Source organism: Micromonospora sp. bgisy143, assembly GCF_057708145.1.
Genome location: NZ_JBYIRN010000019.1, coordinates 1 through 16754, shown reverse-complemented (window position 1 = coordinate 16754; position 16754 = coordinate 1). Strand labels below are relative to the sequence as shown.

Below are 16754 nucleotides of genomic sequence, written 5' to 3'. Positions count from 1 at the left end.
CCGCTCAGGCCTTGGCCGTGCCGGCCCCGGCGGCGTACCGCTCGTAGCCCTCGGCCTCAAGCTTGTCGGCCAGCTCCGGGCCGCCCTGCTCGACGATCCGGCCGGCCACGAAGACGTGCACGAAGTCCGGCTTGATGTAGCGCAGGATCCGCGTGTAGTGGGTGATCAGCAGCACGCCGGTGTCACCGGTGTCGCGGACCCGGTTGACGCCCTCGCTGACCACGCGCAGCGCGTCGACGTCGAGACCCGAGTCGGTCTCGTCGAGGATGGCGATCTTCGGCTTGAGCAGCTCCAACTGGACGATCTCGTGCCGCTTCTTCTCACCGCCGGAGAAGCCCTCGTTGACGTTGCGCTGGGCGAACGCCGGGTCCATCTGGAGGCGCTCCATGGCGCCGCGCAGCTCGCCGCCCCAGGTGCGCAGCTTCGGCGCCTCGCCGTCGACGGCGGTCTTGGCGGTCCGCAGGAAGTTCGCCACCGAGACGCCGGGCACCTCGACCGGGTACTGCATGGCCAGGAAGAGGCCGGCGCGGGCGCGCTCGTCGACCGTCATGGCGAGAACGTCCTCGCCGTCGAGGGTCACCGTGCCGCCGGTGATCTCGTACTTGGGGTGACCGGCGATCGAGTACGCCAGGGTGGACTTGCCGGAGCCGTTCGGGCCCATGATGGCGTGGGTCTCCCCCGACTTCACGGTCAGGTCGACGCCGGCCAGGATCGGCTTGAGCTCACCCTCGGGCAGCTTGACCGACACCTTCAGGTCGCGGATCTCCAGGGTGCTCATTATCGGGTCACTCCATTACTCGGCGTCAGGCTCAGGTAGATGTCGCCGTCGCGGACTTCGACGGGATAGACGGGTACGGGTTCGGTGGCCGGCAGGCCGCTGGGCGCGCCGGTGCGCAGGTCGAAGCGCGAGCCGTGCAACCAGCACTCCAGCGTGCAGCCGTCGACCTCACCCTCGGAGAGGGCGACCGCGGCGTGCGAGCACTCGTCGTAGGCGGCGTAGAACTGACCGTCCTCGGCGTGCACCAGGGCGATCGGCGTGCCGTCGACCTCCGCGCGGATGGCGGTGCCCTTCGGCACGTCCTCGGTGGAGCAGATCCGGATCATCAGGCGCCGGCCTTGGCGAGCCGGGCCTCGATCGCGTCGCCCAGGCGCTCGCGCAGCTCCTCGACCGGGATCTTGTTGATCACCTCGGCGAAGAAGCCGCGGACCACCAGGCGCCGGGCCTCACCCTCCGGGATACCCCGGGCCATCAGGTAGAACAACTGCTCGTCGTCGAAGCGGCCGGTCGCGCTGGCATGGCCCGCGCCGGCGATCTCGCCGGTCTCGATCTCCAGATTGGGTACGGAGTCCGCGCGCGCGCCGTCGGTGAGCAGCAGGTTCCGGTTGATCTCGTACGTGTCGGTGCCGGTCGCCTCGGCCTGGATCAGCACGTCGCCGACCCAGACGGTGTGCGCGTCCGCGCCCTGCAACGCGCCCCGGTAGCCGACGTAGCTGCGGCAGTCCGGCACGTTGTGGTCGACGAGCTGCCGGTGCTCCAGGTGCTGGCCACCGTCGGCGAAGTAGACGCCGTACAGCTCGGCCTCGCCGCCCCGGCCGGTGTATTCCACCGAGGTGAACTGCCGGACCAGGTCACCGCCCAGGGACACCTGAATGTGGACGACCTTGGCGTCCCGGCCCAGCTTGACCTTCAGGTGCTGGGCCTGGACCGCGTCGTCGGCCCAGTCGGCGACCGTGACCAGGGTCAGCTTCGCGCCGTCGGCCACGGCCACCTCGACGTTGTCGGCCAGGGTGGCCGACCCGACGTGCTCCAGCACCAGGGTCACCTCGGCGAAACGACCGACCTCGACGAACGTGTGCCCGAACGCCGGCTGCTCGGCGCCCGCGCCGACCACCCGCAGGCTCACCGGCTCGCCCAGCACCGCGTCGGGGGTCACCCGCACCAGCAGGGCGTCGGTGGCGGCGCCGTACGCCAGCGCGCTGACCCGGTCGACCGGGGTGAGCACGCTGCCGACCCGCTCGTCGTCCCGGCCGATCCGCGTGACGGAGACGCCCTCGGGCAGGTCGCCGTACTCGTGCCGGACCGTGCCGGTCGTGGCCGGCGCCTCGGCGACCAGGCCGCGGAGGCGCTTGAGCGGGGTGAAACGCCACTCCTCCTCCAGGCCGGTGAGGGCCGGGAAGTCGGCGACGTCGTACGAGCGCAGCGCCTGCGACTTGGTGCTGGGCGGCGGCGCGGAAGCCTGGGTAGTCATCTCTTCCTTGGTCTGTTCTCTGCTGCGACGACGGTGTCTGGTGGTACGGGCGGCGTCAGCCGACCGCGCCCTCCATCTGGAGCTCGATGAGCCGGTTCAGCTCCAGCGCGTACTCCATCGGGAGCTCCTTGGCGATCGGCTCGATGAAGCCACGCACGATCATGGCCATCGCCTCGTCCTCGCTCAGACCCCGGCTCATCAGGTAGAAGAGCTGGTCATCGCTGATCTTGGAGACGGTCGCCTCGTGCCCCATCGACACGTCGTCCTCGCGGATGTCGACGTACGGGTAGGTGTCCGAGCGCGAGATGGTGTCGACCAGCAGCGCGTCGCACTTGACCGTGCTGCGGCTGTGGTGCGAGCCCTCCAGCACCTGCACCAGGCCCCGGTACGAGGTCCGGCCGCCACCACGGGCGATCGACTTCGACACGATGGTGCTGCTCGTGTGCGGCGCGGCGTGCACCATCTTGGCGCCGGCGTCCTGGTGCTGACCCTCGCCGGCCATCGCCACCGAGAGCACCTCGCCCTTGGCGTGCTCGCCGGTCATGTAGACCGCCGGGTACTTCATGGTCACCTTCGAGCCGATGTTGCCGTCGACCCACTCCATGGTCGCGCCCTCGTGGCAGACGGCGCGCTTGGTGACCAGGTTGTACACGTTGTTCGACCAGTTCTGGATGGTCGTGTAGCGGCAGCGCGCGTTCTTCTTCACGATGATCTCCACGACCGCGCTGTGCAGCGAGTCCGAGGAGTAGAGCGGCGCGGTGCAGCCCTCGACGTAGTGCACGTACGCACCCTCGTCGACGATGATCAGCGTCCGCTCGAACTGGCCCATGTTCTCCGTGTTGATCCGGAAGTAGGCCTGCAGCGGGATCTCCACGTGCACGCCCTTCGGCACGTAGATGAACGATCCACCGGACCACACGGAGGTGTTCAGCGCGGCGAACTTGTTGTCGCCGACCGGGATCACCGTGCCGAAGTACTCCTTGAAGATGTCCTCGTGCTCCCGCAGCGCGGTGTCGGTGTCGAGGAAGATGACGCCCTGCTCCTCAAGGTCCTCACGGATCTTGTGGTAGACGACCTCCGACTCGTACTGCGCCGCGACACCCGCGACCAGCCGCTGCTTCTCCGCCTCCGGGATGCCCAGCCGGTCGTACGTGTTCTTGATGTCCTCGGGCAGGTCCTCCCAGCTGGTGGCCTGCTTCTCGGTGGACCGCACGAAGTACTTGATGTTGTCGAAGTCGATGCCGGTGAGGTCCGCGCCCCAGGCCGGCATCGGCTTGCGGCCGAACAGCCGCAGGCCCTTCAGGCGCAGGTCGAGCATCCAGGCCGGCTCGTTCTTCTTGGCCGAGATGTCCCGCACCACCGCCTCGTTGAGGCCGCGCTGGGCGACCGCCCCCGCGACGTCCGGGTCGGACCAGCCGTACTCGTAGCGACCCAGGGCGGCGAGCTGCTCTTCCTGGGTCAGGGGCTGGACGATCTGCTCGGTCATCTATCTGTCCTCACAGTGGTGACGGGATTACCGGATGGAGCACGGCCCGGCTGGGTCGGGATGTGCGTCGTGCACACCCCGTCGCCGTGCGCGATGGTGGCCAGGCGCTGCACGTGGGTGCCGACCAGACGGGAGATCACCGCGGTCTCGGCCTCGCACAGCTGGGGAAACTCGGCGGCCACGTGCGCCACCGGGCAGTGGTGCTGACAGAGCTGGCCGCCGGAGGCGATCGTGGTCGCGTTGGCAGCGTAACCCTCGGCGGTCAGCGCTCCGGCGAGTGCCTCGGCCCGCGCGAGGGGGTCGTCGCCGGCGTCCTCCATGGCGGCCCGGCAGCGCGACTCGAGTGCGGAGACCTGTTCGGCGGCGAACGCCTCGACCGCGTCCGGACCGCCGCTGCGGGCGATCCAGCGCAGCGCGGCGGTGGCCATGTTGTCGTAGTGGTGCGTGCCACAGCGGCCGCGAGCCGCCTCGGTCAGCACGAACACCTTGGCCGGACGGCCCCGGCCACGGCTGCCCTGCACCGCCTGCTCGCGGGCGACCACGTCACCGTCGGCGAGCATCGCGTCCAGGTGCCGGCGGATCGCCGCCGGGCTGAGGCCGAGCGCCAGACCGAGCTGCGCGGCGGTCGTCGCGCCCCGCTCCAGCAGCAACTGGGTGACCCGGTCCCGGGTGGAGGTCTCCGTCGCGGGCCCGCCCAGGACGGACGACGCGGCCCCGACGAGGGCGGACGCGGACGCGCCGACGGCCGGGACGGCCGCCGACTGGTGCCCGGAGAGCGCCGCCGCGTTTTTCACAACGCCAACGTTACGTAATTGCCCGGAGGGTGGCAAACCCGGGCCCCGGTGATCCGAACCACCGAGCCGGCGGAGTCGGACGAACCTCGATCACTACGGTGCGTAGGATTTGCGCCGTGAACCGAATCGTCCGTCCGGTATCCGGCGTCCTGCTGCGCCGCCTCGCGCTCGCCTCGATCATCGCGAACGTGGCGATCGTCGTCACCGGCGGGGCGGTCCGGCTGACCGCGTCGGGCCTCGGCTGCCCCACCTGGCCCCGGTGCACCGACGACTCGTACGTCACCACCCCCGAGATGGGCGTGTACGGGGTGATCGAGTTCAGCAACCGGATGCTGACCTTCGCGGTCGGCCTCATCGCGCTAGCCACCGTGCTGGCGGTGCTGACCCACCGGCCCCGCCGACCCGGGCTCCTCGCCCTGGCCGTCGCCGTGTTCCTGGGCATCCCCGCCCAGGCGGTGATCGGCGGCATCACGGTGCTCACCAACCTCAACCCGTGGGTGGTCGGGCTGCACTTCCTCGCCTCGATGGCGGTGATCGCCGCCGCGTACGCCCTCTGGCGGCGGATCGGCGACCCGGACGGCCCGACGGTCGCCGTGGTGCCCACTCCCCTGCGCACGCTGGCCCGGGTCACCACCGGCGTCACCGTCGCGGTACTGGTGATCGGCACCTGGGTCACCGGCAGCGGACCCCACGCCGGGGACCACGGCGCGGCCCGCAACGGCCTGGACCCGGAGTCCATCTCCCAGGTACACGCCGACGGGGTCTTCCTGCTCATCGGCCTGTCGGCGGCGCTCGTCTTCGCGTTCCGCGCGGTGGGCGCACGACGCGCCACCCGGGCCGCAGTGGTCCTGCTGGCGGTGGAGCTGGGCCAGGGGCTGATCGGCTTCGTGCAGTACTTCACCCACGTGCCGGCACTCCTGGTCGGCGCGCACATGCTCGGCTCGTGCCTGGTGCTCCTGGCCGCCCTCGCGGTCCAGTGGTCCACCCGCGAACGCCACCCGGCAACCCCGGCACCCCAAGCCGAAGCCCACGAACCCACAGCAGTCCCCGCCCCCGCCTAACACCCCCACGCCCGACACTTCACACCTCACGCCCCACGCCCCACGCCCCACGCCCCACGCCCCACGCCCCACGCCCCACGCCCCACGCCCCACGCCCCACGCCCCACGCCGGCGATCTTGCACTTTCGGATGACGAAATCGGCGAAGTTGCACCTTTCGTCGCCACAGAAACTGCAAGATCGGCGCGTTGGGGAGAGGGCGCGTTGGGGAGGGGCGACGTCAAGATCGCGCACGAACCATGAAGTAGTGGCCTCCACCGCGCACCGAGACCACTCGATCCTGGATCGAGCACGATCATGCCCGGGCGCGGGCGAGCCGGGCGCGGGCGAGCCGGGCGCGGGCGAGCCGGAGCGCGGGCGAGCCGGAGCGCGGGCGAGCCGGAGCGCGGGCGAGCCGGAGCGCGGGCGAGCCGGAGCGCGGGCGAGCCGGAGCGCGGGCGAGCCGGAGCGCGGGCGAGCCGGAGCGCGGGCACGCCCAGACGTGGGTGAGCCGACCCGCCGACCCGGCGACGACGGCCACGAGTACGGCAGGGAGGCCCGTGCTCCTGCTCAAGATCTGCACAGCATCGGGGATGTTGCTGCTTCCCGCGCCCGGGAGACAGCAACATCCCCGATATTGCGCGGGTCTTGGGGCACACGCCCGAGGCCGGGGGGCACCCGTCCGAGGCCGAGCGGCACCCGCCCGAGGCCGGGCGGCCAGGCGGCACACACCCGGGGCCGGCCGGCGCGACGGTGCGGGGTCAGGCCGGGCGGGCGAGGTGGGTGGCGATGGCGGTGGCGAAGCGGTCGGCGGCGCCGTCGGCGTACCCGAGGAAGAGCGACGGTTCGGTGAGTTCCACCTCGACCAGGACCGGGTCGCCGTCCGGGCCGGGGATCAGATCCACCCGGGCGTAGAGGAGCTGCCGGGTGCCGTCGGGCACAGCGGCGAGGGTCCGCTCCGCGACCGCCAACTGCTCGTCCCCGGCGGTACGGGGGCTGATCTCCTCGTCCTTGTACAGCTCGTCCGGACCGAGGTCCGGGCCGGTCAGCATCGGGCCCTTGCGGATGGCGTGACTGAACGCGAGACCGTCCGGGCCGGCCAGGAAGAGCAGTGCGGTTTCGCCCTCGGTGTCGACGGCGCGCAGGTACGGCTGGACCATCGTCGTCCGGCCGGCGGCCGAGAGGCGGCGTACGTGCGCCTCGGCCAGGGTGCGGTGCTCCGGGTCGGCCAGGTCGTAGCGGCCGGTGTCCTGGCTGCCCGCGCTGACCGCCGGCTTGATCACGTACTCGCCGGAGTCGGCGGGCGGGGACCAGGTCTGGCCCGGCTCGACCCAGGAGGTCGGCACGGTGGGCACTCCGGCGGCGCTCATTTCGCCGAGGTAGCGCTTGTCGGTGTTCCACCGCACCACGTCGGCCGGGTTGACCAGGGTGGGCACGGTGGCGGCCCAGGCGACGAACTCGTCGCGGCGCAGCGCGTAGTCCCAGGGCGAGCGGAGCACGACCAGGTCGTACGTGGACCAGTCGACGTCCGGGTCGTCCCAGACGGCGACCTCGGCGGTGATCCCCCGGGCGGCGAGCGGGTCGAGGACGAGGCGGTCGTCGGAGTCGAGGTCGGCCAGGCGGGAGCAGGTGACGAGAGCGACCCGGGGTTTCCCCCGGGTCGACTGGTGGTGGTTGGTCAATTTCAGCTATCTATCTCAGCGGGCCATCGTGCGCCGGGCCATCGACCGCCAGAGGTCGTTGCTCGGTCGCATCTGGTCCATCAGTTCACGCTCCCAGGCGTTCTCGACGGTGACTCCCGCCGTGGCGCACGCCTCCCGGGCCGTGACGGTGTCCTCGGCGAACTGGTCGCCCCACTCACCGTCGCCGCCCACGAGGACGATCCGTGCGCCGCGCTTACCGACGTACTCGATGACGGCCTTCGCGCCGCCGTGCGCGGCGGCGAACGACTTGAGACCCGCGACCAGACCCTGCGGGGCCCGCTCGCCGGAGGTCTGCTCGGCCGTCAGCGTCGTATCGGAACCATCTGCCATGACGCGAAGCCTAAGCAGAGTTCCACTCGCGCGGGCGAGAACCATGAACCTTTTGTGATGCCAATTACCTACGGGTTTAAGGGCGAGCACAGACTTTTTGTCCGCTTAAATCAGGACTTTCCCGCCGTAACCGCTGGTGCAAACCAGCGCGGGACCCTCGCAGGTTGAGCCGATCCGACTCATGCCGAAAGTTACTCTGATGTGACGTTAAACCGGGACAACTCATCCACGGTGGTGATTGGTCCAGAGTTCCGCCGCGACGCGAGTCGCGTCGCAGCGCCGGCTCAGATCAGCGCGTCGAGCGCGACGGCCACGAACACGATCGTCAGGTACGTCGTGGACCAGTGGAACAGCCGCATCGGCTTGACCGCCTCGCCGCGCGTCGCCCGCCGGCAGAGCTTGTGCGCCTCGACGATGAAGATGGCGCCCACCACCAGGGTCGGCACGCCGTAGATCGCGCTCAGCCCCAGCGGCCAGACAGCGAGGGAGGTCAGCACGGTCAGCCAGGCGAAGATCAGGATCTCGGCGTTCACCCGGCGGGTCGAGGCCACCACGGGCAGCATCGGGATGCCGGCGCGGGCGTAGTCGTCCTTGTACTTCATGGCGAGCGGGTAGAAGTGCGGCATCTGCCAGAAGAAGACCACCGCGAACAGCGCCCAGGCCGCCGGGGCGAGCCCGCCGGTGACCGCCGCCCAGCCGATGAGCACCGGGGCGGCTCCGCAGGCGCCGCCCCAGAAGGTGTTCGTCGGGGTGGAGCGCTTGAGCCACAACGTGTAGATGACGTCGTAGTAGACGATCGCGGCGAGCGTCAGCCCGGCGGCGAGCAGGTTGGTGAACACCGCCATCAGCACGATCGAGACCGCCGCCAGCACCAGGCCGAAGACCAGCGCGCTCCGGGGCGACACGGTGTGCGCCGGCAGCGGACGCCGCTTGGTGCGCCGCATCAACTGGTCGATGTCCCGGTCGATGTAGCAGTTGAGGACGCTGGCCGCCCCCGCGGCGAGCGAGCCACCGATGAGCACCACGGCCATCAACCACAGCGAGGGCAGGCCGCCCTCGGCCAGCATCATCGCCGGAACGGTGGTGACCAGCAGCAGCTCGACGATGCGCGGCTTGGTCAGCGCCACGTACGCCGACACGATCGCGCGTACGTCCCGCCGCGCCACCGGACCCTCGGCCGCCCGTGCCGGGGGTTGCCCGGCGGGGTTGCTCGCGGGGCGCTCGGTGATCATGCTCACGGATTGCCACCTTCCGGCATCGGCACGGGGAGATCGGACCGGCGAGGCCCGCTCGGGGACCGCACACCGACCCACACACTACGCGTTGTCGTTTTGGCTGCCCGGCCGACCCGACAACGGTGCGGGCCGTCACACCACCGGGTCGAACCCCCGGGTTGAACCACCTGGCCGACCATCACGTACCGCACACCATGCGAGATCCCCGGGCGGACGTTTAGTCACGCTCGATAGGGTCACCAGTGAGGGTTCCGCCCATCTGCCGAGGAGCACAACCATCGTGGCTGCCAACCGACCCGAGCACTCCGCACTCAACTGGTCCGACCTCGATCGCCGGGCCGTCGACACCGTCCGCGTGCTGGCCATGGATGCCGTGGAGAAATCCGGCAACGGCCACCCGGGCACCGCGATGAGCCTCGCGCCCGCGGCCTATCTCCTGTTCAACCGGGTCATGCGGCACAACCCGGCCGACCCGAACTGGCCCGGCCGGGACCGGTTCGTGCTCTCCGCCGGCCACTCCAGCCTGACGCTCTACATCCAGCTCTTCCTGTCCGGCTACCCGCTGAGCCTGGACGACCTGAAGTCGCTGCGCCAGTGGGGCTCGATGACCCCGGGCCACCCGGAGCACGGGCACACGCCGGGCGTCGAGACCACCACCGGTCCGCTCGGACAGGGTCTGGGCAACGCCGTCGGCATGGCCATGGCGGCCCGCCGCGAGCGTGGCCTGTTCGACCCGGAGGCCGAGCCGGGCACGTCGGTCTTCGACCACAACATCTGGTGCATCGCCTCGGACGGTGACATCGAGGAGGGCATCAGCCACGAGGCCAGCGCCCTCGCCGGTCACCAGCAGCTGGGCAGCCTCACGCTGATCTACGACGACAACGAGATCTCGATCGAGGACGACACCCGGATCGCCAAGAGCGAGGACGTGGCGGCGCGCTACGAGGCGTACGGCTGGCACGTGCAGACCGTGGACTGGCGCACCGGCGACGCCGACCAGGGTGACTACCACGAGAACGTCGAGGCGCTCTACGACGCGCTCATGGCCGCCAAGGCGGAGACCACCCGCCCCTCGTTCATCGCGCTGCGCACCATCATCGGCTGGCCCGCGCCCAACAAGCAGAACACCGGCAAGATCCACGGCTCGGCGCTCGGCGCCGACGAGGTCAAGGCCACCAAGCGCATCCTCGGCTTCGACCCGGAGCAGACCTTCCAGGTCGACGAGGAGGTGCTGGGTCACGCCCGTACCGTGATGGGTCGCGGCTCGGACGCCGAGCAGGAGTGGACCGCGTCGTTCGACGCCTGGAAGAAGGCCAACCCGGAGCGCACGGCGCTCTACGAGCGGCTCGCCGGTCGGGTGCTGCCCGACGGCTGGACCGACGCGCTGCCGGTCTTCCCCGCCGACGCCAAGGGTGTGGCCACCCGGGCCGCGTCCGGCAAGGTGCTGGAGGCGCTCGCGCCGGTGCTGCCGGAGCTGTGGGGCGGCTCGGCCGACCTGGCCGAGAGCAACAACACCACCATGAAGGGCGAGCCGTCGTTCATCCCGGCGTCGCACGCCACCAAGGACTTCCCGGGCCACGAGTACGGCCGCACGCTGCACTTCGGCATCCGTGAGCACGCCATGGGCGCGATCCTGAACGGCATCGCCCTGCACGGCGGCACCCGCCCCTACGGCGGCACGTTCCTGGTGTTCAGCGACTACATGCGCCCGTCGGTGCGGCTGGCCGCGCTGATGAAGCTGCCCGTGACGTACGTCTGGACGCACGACTCGATCGGCCTGGGCGAGGACGGCCCGACCCACCAGCCGGTGGAGCACCTGACCGCGCTGCGGGCCATTCCGGGCCTGGACGTGGTCCGTCCGGCGGACGCCAACGAGACCGCGTGGGCCTGGCGGCAGGCGCTGGAGCACACCGACCGGCCGACCGCGCTGGCGCTGAGCCGCCAGCCGCTGCCGACCCTGGACCGGGAGGTTCTGGGCGATGCGTCAGGTGTGGCCAAGGGTGGTTACGTGCTGGCCGAGGCGTCCAACGGCAAGCCCCAGGTGATCATCATCGGCACCGGCTCCGAGGTGCAGCTCGCGCTGACCGCCCGGGAGCGGCTGGAGGCCGACGGCACCCCGACCCGGGTCGTCTCGATGCCCTGCCAGGAGTGGTTCTACGAGCAGGATGAGGCGTACCGGGAGTCGGTGCTCCCGCGCGGGGTAAAGGCACGGGTGAGCGTGGAGGCGGGCATCGCGATGTCCTGGCGCGGAATCGTCGGCGACCTGGGCGAGAGCGTCAGCATCGAGCACTACGGCGCGAGCGCCCCGCACACCGTGCTCTTCGAGCAGTTCGGGTTCACCCCCGACCGGATCGTGGCGGCGGCGCACGCCTCGCTGGCCCGGGTGGGCGACATCACCGGTTTCACGACCGGCAACTGAGGGAGCGTGGACGGCATGACCGACAAGCTGAATGAGCTCACCGCCGCGGGTGTGGCGGTCTGGCTCGACGATCTCTCCCGGGTGCGGCTGAGCTCCGGCGGACTGGACCAGCTCCGCCGCGAGAAGCACGTGGCCGGGGTGACCACCAACCCGACCATCTTCGCGAAGGCGCTCAGCGACGCCGACGAGTACAACTGGCAGCTGCGCGACCTGGCCATTCGTGGCGTGGACGTGGAAGAGGCCGTCCGGATGCTCACCACGTACGACGTACGGTGGGCCTGCGACGTGATGCGCCCGTCGTACGACGGCAGCGCCGGCGTGGACGGCCGGGTCTCGATCGAGGTCGACCCGCGCAGCGCGCACGACGCCGACAAGACGGTCGCCGAGGCCAAGGCGTTGTGGTGGCTGGTCGACCGGCCCAACCTCTTCATCAAGATCCCGGCCACCGAGGAGGGCCTGTCGGCGATCACCGACACGCTCGCCGAGGGGATCAGCGTCAACGTCACGCTGATCTTCGGTCTGGACCGCTACTCGGCGGTCATGGAGGCCTTCCTGACCGGTCTGGAGCGGGCCAAGGCCAACGGTCACGACCTGTCCACCATCGGCTCGGTCGCGTCGTTCTTCGTCTCCCGCGTCGACTCCGAGGTCGACAAGAGGCTGGAGAAGATCGGCTCGGACCAGGCCAAGGCGCTGCGCGGCAAGGCCGCCGTGGCCAACGCGCAGCTCGCGTACGAGCGCTACACCGAGGTCTTCTCCTCGGACCGGTGGAAGGCGCTGGAGGCGGCCGGGGCGCACCCGCAGCGCCCGCTGTGGGCGTCCACCTCGACGAAGAACCCGGACTACCGGGACGTCATCTACGTGGAGGAGCTGATCGCCCCCGGAACGGTCAACACCATGCCGGAGTCGGTCATCCACGCGTACGCCGATCACGGCGAGACCCGCGGTGACACCGTCACCGGGTCCTACGACGCGGCCCGCAAGGTCTTCACGGACCTGGAGTCGGTCGGGGTGGACATGGCCGACGTGATCGCCACCCTGGAGCGCGAGGGCGTGGAGAAGTTCGAGGCGAGCTGGCAGGAGCTGCTCGACGGCGTCAGCAAGTCGCTGAAGGCGGCGGGCAGCGGCAACGGTGCGCCGAACAAGGCGGCCAAGGACAACGCCAAGGCCGCCGAGAAGGCCGGTGGCGCGTGAGCGACCGAATCAGCACGCAGCGAAGCGGAGTGACGGCATGAGCGACCTTCTCGCGGGACCGGTAGAGGCTGCCGCCGGGCTCGCCGTGTACGGCGCGGACGCGGTCGACAAGGCCGCGCCCGCCTCGACCCGGGAGGCGCTGGTCAAGGCCGGTGTCCCCGGGCGGCTGGCCGCCAAGGACGCCACCCTGTGGGGTCCGGACGCCGAGGCCGAGGCGAAGATCCGGCTCGGTTGGGTGGACACCCACCAGCGCAGCCGGGAGTTGCTGGCGCAGCTCGCCGAACTGAAGGCGGAGCTGGCCGACCTGGACCACGTCGTGCTCGCCGGCATGGGCGGCTCGTCCCTCGCCCCCGAGGTGATCACGCGGACCCTTGGTCGGCCGTTGACCGTGCTGGACACCACCGACCCGGGCCAGGTCCGCGCGGCCCTCGGTGACCGGCTGGAACGCACCGTCGTGGTGGTCGCCAGCAAGTCCGGCTCGACGGTCGAGACCGACAGCCACCGCCGCGCCTACTGGCAGGCGTTCCTGGACGCCGGGATGACCGAGGCGGAGGCCGGCCGACACTTCGTCATCGTCACCGACCCCGGCTCGCCGCTGGAGACGACCGCGTCGGAGATGGGCGCGTTCACCGTGCTCGCCGACCCGAACGTGGGCGGCCGGTACTCCGCGCTGACCGCGTTCGGGCTGGTGCCGTCCGCGCTGGCCGGCGTCGACGTGTCCGAGCTGATCGACCAGGCCGACGCGTTGGCCCGGTCGCTCGCCGCCGACCAGGACAACCCGGCGCTGGCGCTGGGCGCCGCCCTGGGCGCCGCCGCCACGCTGGCCCGCGACAAGGTCGCCCTGGTGTCCGACGGCACCGGCATCGACGGCCTCGGCGACTGGGCCGAGCAGCTCATCGCCGAGTCGACCGGCAAGGCCGGCGTGGGCATCCTGCCGGTGGTCGTGGAGTCACCGCAGAGCCCCGGCGCGACCGGGCCCGACGTGCTGACCGTCAGCTACGGCGGCGCGCTGGCCGCCGGTGACATGCCGGGCGGTGGCGGCAACCCGGACGTGGCCGTCAACGGCCCGCTCGGCGCGCAGTTCCTGGCCTGGGAGTACGCCACCGCGGTGGCCGGCGTGGTGCTCGGCATCGATCCGTTCAACCAGCCGAACGTCACCGAGTCCAAGGAGAACACCAACAAGATCCTGGCCTCGGGGCTGCCGGCCGAGACGCCGTCGTTCACCGAGGGCGCGATCGAGGTGTACGCGCCGCAGGGCGCCCCGGGTGACCTGGCCGGCGTGCTGCGGTGGCTGCTCGACGGGCTGGGCGAGGACGGTTACCTGGCGGTCATGGCGTACCTCGACCGGTTCGCCGACGCCGACGCGGCTCGGCTGCGCCCGCTGCTGGCGGGTGCCTCCGGACGGCCGGTGACCTTCGGCTGGGGGCCGCGGTTCCTGCACTCCACCGGCCAGTACCACAAGGGTGGTCCGCAGGTCGGCAGCTACCTGCAGGTGACCGGCGCGGTCGCGGAGGACCTGGACGTGCCGGGCAAGCCGTACACCTTCGGCGAGTTGCAGGCGGCGCAGGCCGCCGGCGACCGGCAGGCCCTCGCCGGCCGGGAGCGGCCGGTGCTGCGGCTGCACCTGACCGACCGGGCAGCCGGCGTCGCCCAACTACTCGACGCGGCCGGTGAGCTGCGGGCGTGAGGATGGACGCTGTGACAGAAGGCGGCTCGACGAACCCGCTGCGTGACCCGCAGGACCGCCGGTTGCCCCGGATCCCCGAGCCGTGCGCTCTGGTGATCTTCGGGGTGACCGGCGACCTGGCCCGCAAGAAGCTGCTCCCCGCGGTCTACGACCTGGCGAACCGGGGGCTGCTGCCACCCGGTTTCGTGGTGCTCGGCTTCGCGCGTCGTGACTGGGGCGACGGTGACTTCGAGACGCTGGCCTGCGAGGCGGCCAAGAAGCACGCCCGTACGCCGTGGCGGGACGAGGTGTGGGCGCGGCTGGCCGGCAACATCAAGTTCGTGGGCGGCTCATTCGACGACGACGCCGCCTTCGACCAGCTCGCCTCGACCCTGGACGAGCTGCGGCAGAGCCACGGCATCGCCGGCAACGCGGCGTTCTACTTCTCGATCCCCCCGGCCGCCTTCCCGGTGGTGCTCAAGCAGTTGGCCCGCACCGGCATGGCCGACAACGACAAGTCCGGCGGGTGGCGGCGGGTCGTGGTGGAGAAGCCGTTCGGCAACGACCTGCCGTCGGCGAAGGCGCTCAACGACCTCGTCGACGACGTGTTCACCCGCCAGGACGTCTTCCGGATCGACCACTACCTGGGCAAGGAGACGGTCCAGAACATCCTCGCCCTGCGGTTCGCCAACAACCTGTTCGAGCCGCTGTGGAACTCGAAGTACGTCGACTCGGTGCAGATCACCATGGCCGAGGACGTCGGCATCGGCACCCGGGCCGGCTTCTACGACACCGTCGGCACGGCCCGCGACGTCCTGCAGAACCACCTGCTCCAACTCCTGGCCCTGGTGGCCATGGAGGAGCCGACCAGCTTTGACGCCGACGAGATCCGCGCCGAGAAGCTGAAGGTGCTCAAGGCGATCACCCTGCCGAAGGACGTGGCCCGGGACACCGTCCGGGGCCAGTACCTGCCCGGCTGGGTGGGCGGCGAGCGCGCGGTCGGCTACCGGGAGGAGCAGGACGTCCCGGCCGACTCCACCACGGAGACGTACGTGGCGGTCCGCCTCGGCATCCAGAACCGGCGCTGGGCCGAGGTGCCGTTCTACATCCGGGCCGGCAAGCGTCTCCCCCGGCGGGTCACCGAGGTCGCCATCATGTTCAAGAAGGCGCCGCACCTGCCGTTCAACGACGCCGACATGGAGTCGCTGGGCAACAACCAGTTGGTGATCCGGGTGCAGCCGGACGAGGGCGTGGTGCTCAAGTTCGGCTCGAAGGTGCCGGGCACCACCATGGAGGTCCGCGACATCGCGATGGACTTCCAGTACGGCGAGGCGTTCACCGAGTCCAGCCCCGAGGCGTACGAGCGCCTGGTGCTGGACGTGCTGATCGGGGACCGCACCCTGTTCCCGGACGCCGCCGAGGTCGAGCAGAGCTGGCAGGTCATCGACCCGCTGGAGCACGCCTGGGCGGGCACCACGCCGGAGCCGTACCGGGCCGGCGAGTGGGGGCCGCGGGCGGCCGACGAGATGCTGGCCCGCGAGGGCCGCGCTTGGAGAAGAGCATGATCGGGCTGTGGGACACCACCGGCAACGAGGTGGTCAAGGCGCTGGCCGCCGAGCGGCGTAGCGCCGGTGGTGTGGCCAGCGGCATGGCGCTCACCCTCATCGTGGTGGTGGACGAGAAGCGGGTCCGCGAGGCGGAGGCGGCGGCGACCATCGCCGCCGCCGCCCACCCCTGCCGGCTGGTTGTCGTGGTCCGCTCGGACATCGAGCGGGACCGTAACCGGCTGGACGCGGAGATCGTCGTCGGTGGTCGGCTCGGCCCGTGCGAGGCGGTGGTCACCCGGATGTACGGGCGGCTCGCCCTGCACGCCGAGTCGGTGGTGATGCCGCTGCTGGTGCCGGACGTACCGGTGGTGACCTGGTGGCACGGTGAGCCGCCCGCGGAGATCGCCACCGACTTCCTCGGCGTGGTCGCCGACCGGCGGATCACCGACACCGCGCAGGCCGCCGACCCGGTGGAGGCGCTGCGCCAGCGGGCCCGGGACTACGCCCCGGGCGACACCGACCTGGCGTGGACCCGGATCACCCCGTGGCGGACCCTGGTGGCCGGTGCGTTCGACACCACCGAGGCGAAGGTCACCGAGGCGACAATCGTCGCGCCGCCCACCGACCCGACGGCGGCGCTGATGGCCGGCTGGCTGTCCAGCCGGCTCGGCATCACCCCGCGCCGGGTGGACAGCGACGAGTTCCCCCGCATGCGCGAGGTGCAGCTGACCTGCGCGAACGGCGACAAGCTGACGCTGACCCGCGAGGAGAGCCTGGCCGTGTTCCGGCGGACCGGCCAGGAGGACCGGACGCTGCCGCTGGTCCGTCGGCCGCTCGGTGACGAGCTGGCCGAGGAGCTGCGCCGCCTCGACGCCGACCAGGTGTACGCGGAGGCGCTGGGCGCGACCGCCGGCCTCCGGGGCCTGGAGCAGCGCCCGCCGCAGCGGGTGCACGTCTGGAAGGACCCGGCCACGGCCCAGCGCGCGGAGGCCGGCGTCACCGCGCACAGCGGCACGAGCGGCGACAGCTGAGCTGCACCACACCGGCGGGGGGGGGGAGGGACGGCCCAGCCCCCGCCCCCCCCCCCCCCCCACC

The 16754-nt window shown here is 71.2% G+C and carries 15 protein-coding genes; 6 read left to right on the top strand and 9 right to left on the bottom strand.

Annotated elements, in window-relative coordinates:
• Positions 1-4: 4 nt before the first annotated feature.
• The 5 genes from sufC to AC3EN4_RS21320 are packed head-to-tail and all read right to left on the bottom strand — an operon-like array spanning position 5 to position 4433.
• Positions 5-778: a Fe-S cluster assembly ATPase SufC gene (gene sufC / locus AC3EN4_RS21340; RefSeq protein ID WP_422735902.1), complete on the bottom strand. Its 774-nt coding sequence runs from the start codon at positions 776-778 to the stop codon at positions 5-7.
• Entirely contained in the window at positions 778-1104 is a 327-nt protein-coding gene (locus AC3EN4_RS21335; RefSeq protein WP_421472180.1) for a non-heme iron oxygenase ferredoxin subunit, read from the bottom strand. The genes sufC and AC3EN4_RS21335 overlap by 1 nt, the downstream gene beginning before the upstream one ends.
• The gene (sufD, locus tag AC3EN4_RS21330) at positions 1104-2249 is read right to left on the bottom strand and encodes a Fe-S cluster assembly protein SufD (RefSeq protein WP_435207496.1); all 1146 of its coding nucleotides are present in this window, start codon (positions 2247-2249) and stop codon (positions 1104-1106) included. The genes AC3EN4_RS21335 and sufD overlap by 1 nt, the downstream gene beginning before the upstream one ends.
• A 55-nt stretch (positions 2250-2304) precedes the next feature.
• Complete coding sequence (gene sufB / locus AC3EN4_RS21325) at positions 2305-3735, bottom strand: Fe-S cluster assembly protein SufB (RefSeq protein WP_421472182.1); 1431 nt, start codon at positions 3733-3735, stop codon at positions 2305-2307.
• Complete coding sequence (locus AC3EN4_RS21320; RefSeq protein ID WP_422740764.1) at positions 3732-4433, bottom strand: helix-turn-helix transcriptional regulator; 702 nt, start codon at positions 4431-4433, stop codon at positions 3732-3734. The genes sufB and AC3EN4_RS21320 overlap by 4 nt, the downstream gene beginning before the upstream one ends.
• A 194-nt stretch (positions 4434-4627) precedes the next feature.
• Here AC3EN4_RS21320 and AC3EN4_RS21315 point away from each other — a divergent pair, with 194 nt between their 5' ends.
• Positions 4628-5590 carry a COX15/CtaA family protein gene (locus tag AC3EN4_RS21315; RefSeq protein ID WP_435207495.1) on the top strand — a complete coding sequence of 321 codons (963 nt, stop codon included), beginning with the start codon at positions 4628-4630 and terminating at the stop codon, positions 5588-5590.
• 294 nt (positions 5591-5884) lie between these two features.
• Here AC3EN4_RS21315 and AC3EN4_RS21310 read toward each other — a convergent pair whose 3' ends face one another.
• The 4 genes from AC3EN4_RS21310 to AC3EN4_RS21295 form a co-directional block, all read right to left on the bottom strand.
• A complete protein-coding gene (locus AC3EN4_RS21310; protein ID WP_435207494.1) occupies positions 5885-6142 on the bottom strand; it encodes a hypothetical protein in 258 nt (85 codons plus the stop codon).
• Between the two features lie 187 nt (positions 6143-6329).
• Positions 6330-7250 carry an ATP-grasp domain-containing protein gene (locus AC3EN4_RS21305; RefSeq protein ID WP_435207493.1) on the bottom strand — a complete coding sequence of 307 codons (921 nt, stop codon included), beginning with the start codon at positions 7248-7250 and terminating at the stop codon, positions 6330-6332.
• 15 nt (positions 7251-7265) lie between these two features.
• Positions 7266-7601: a hypothetical protein gene (locus AC3EN4_RS21300; RefSeq protein ID WP_422735907.1), complete on the bottom strand. Its 336-nt coding sequence runs from the start codon at positions 7599-7601 to the stop codon at positions 7266-7268.
• A 284-nt stretch (positions 7602-7885) separates the two neighbouring features.
• On the bottom strand, positions 7886-8839 hold the full coding sequence (locus AC3EN4_RS21295) for a heme o synthase (RefSeq protein ID WP_435207492.1): 954 nt from the start codon (positions 8837-8839) through the stop codon (positions 7886-7888).
• 277 nt (positions 8840-9116) lie between these two features.
• Between AC3EN4_RS21295 and tkt the strand changes: the two genes are divergently transcribed.
• The 5 genes from tkt to AC3EN4_RS21270 are packed head-to-tail and all read left to right on the top strand — an operon-like array spanning position 9117 to position 16690.
• Entirely contained in the window at positions 9117-11255 is a 2139-nt protein-coding gene (gene tkt, locus AC3EN4_RS21290) for a transketolase (protein ID WP_435207491.1), read from the top strand.
• A 15-nt stretch (positions 11256-11270) separates the two neighbouring features.
• Positions 11271-12446, top strand: coding sequence for a transaldolase (tal, locus tag AC3EN4_RS21285; protein WP_435207490.1), 1176 nt, complete (start codon positions 11271-11273; stop codon positions 12444-12446).
• A 37-nt stretch (positions 12447-12483) separates the two neighbouring features.
• A complete protein-coding gene (locus tag AC3EN4_RS21280; RefSeq protein WP_435207489.1) occupies positions 12484-14133 on the top strand; it encodes a glucose-6-phosphate isomerase in 1650 nt (549 codons plus the stop codon).
• Between the two features lie 2 nt (positions 14134-14135).
• Entirely contained in the window at positions 14136-15677 is a 1542-nt protein-coding gene (gene zwf / locus AC3EN4_RS21275; RefSeq protein ID WP_435207571.1) for a glucose-6-phosphate dehydrogenase, read from the top strand.
• Complete coding sequence (locus tag AC3EN4_RS21270; protein WP_422735914.1) at positions 15674-16690, top strand: glucose-6-phosphate dehydrogenase assembly protein OpcA; 1017 nt, start codon at positions 15674-15676, stop codon at positions 16688-16690. The genes zwf and AC3EN4_RS21270 overlap by 4 nt, the downstream gene beginning before the upstream one ends.
• The last annotated feature ends 64 nt before the right edge of the window (positions 16691-16754 follow it).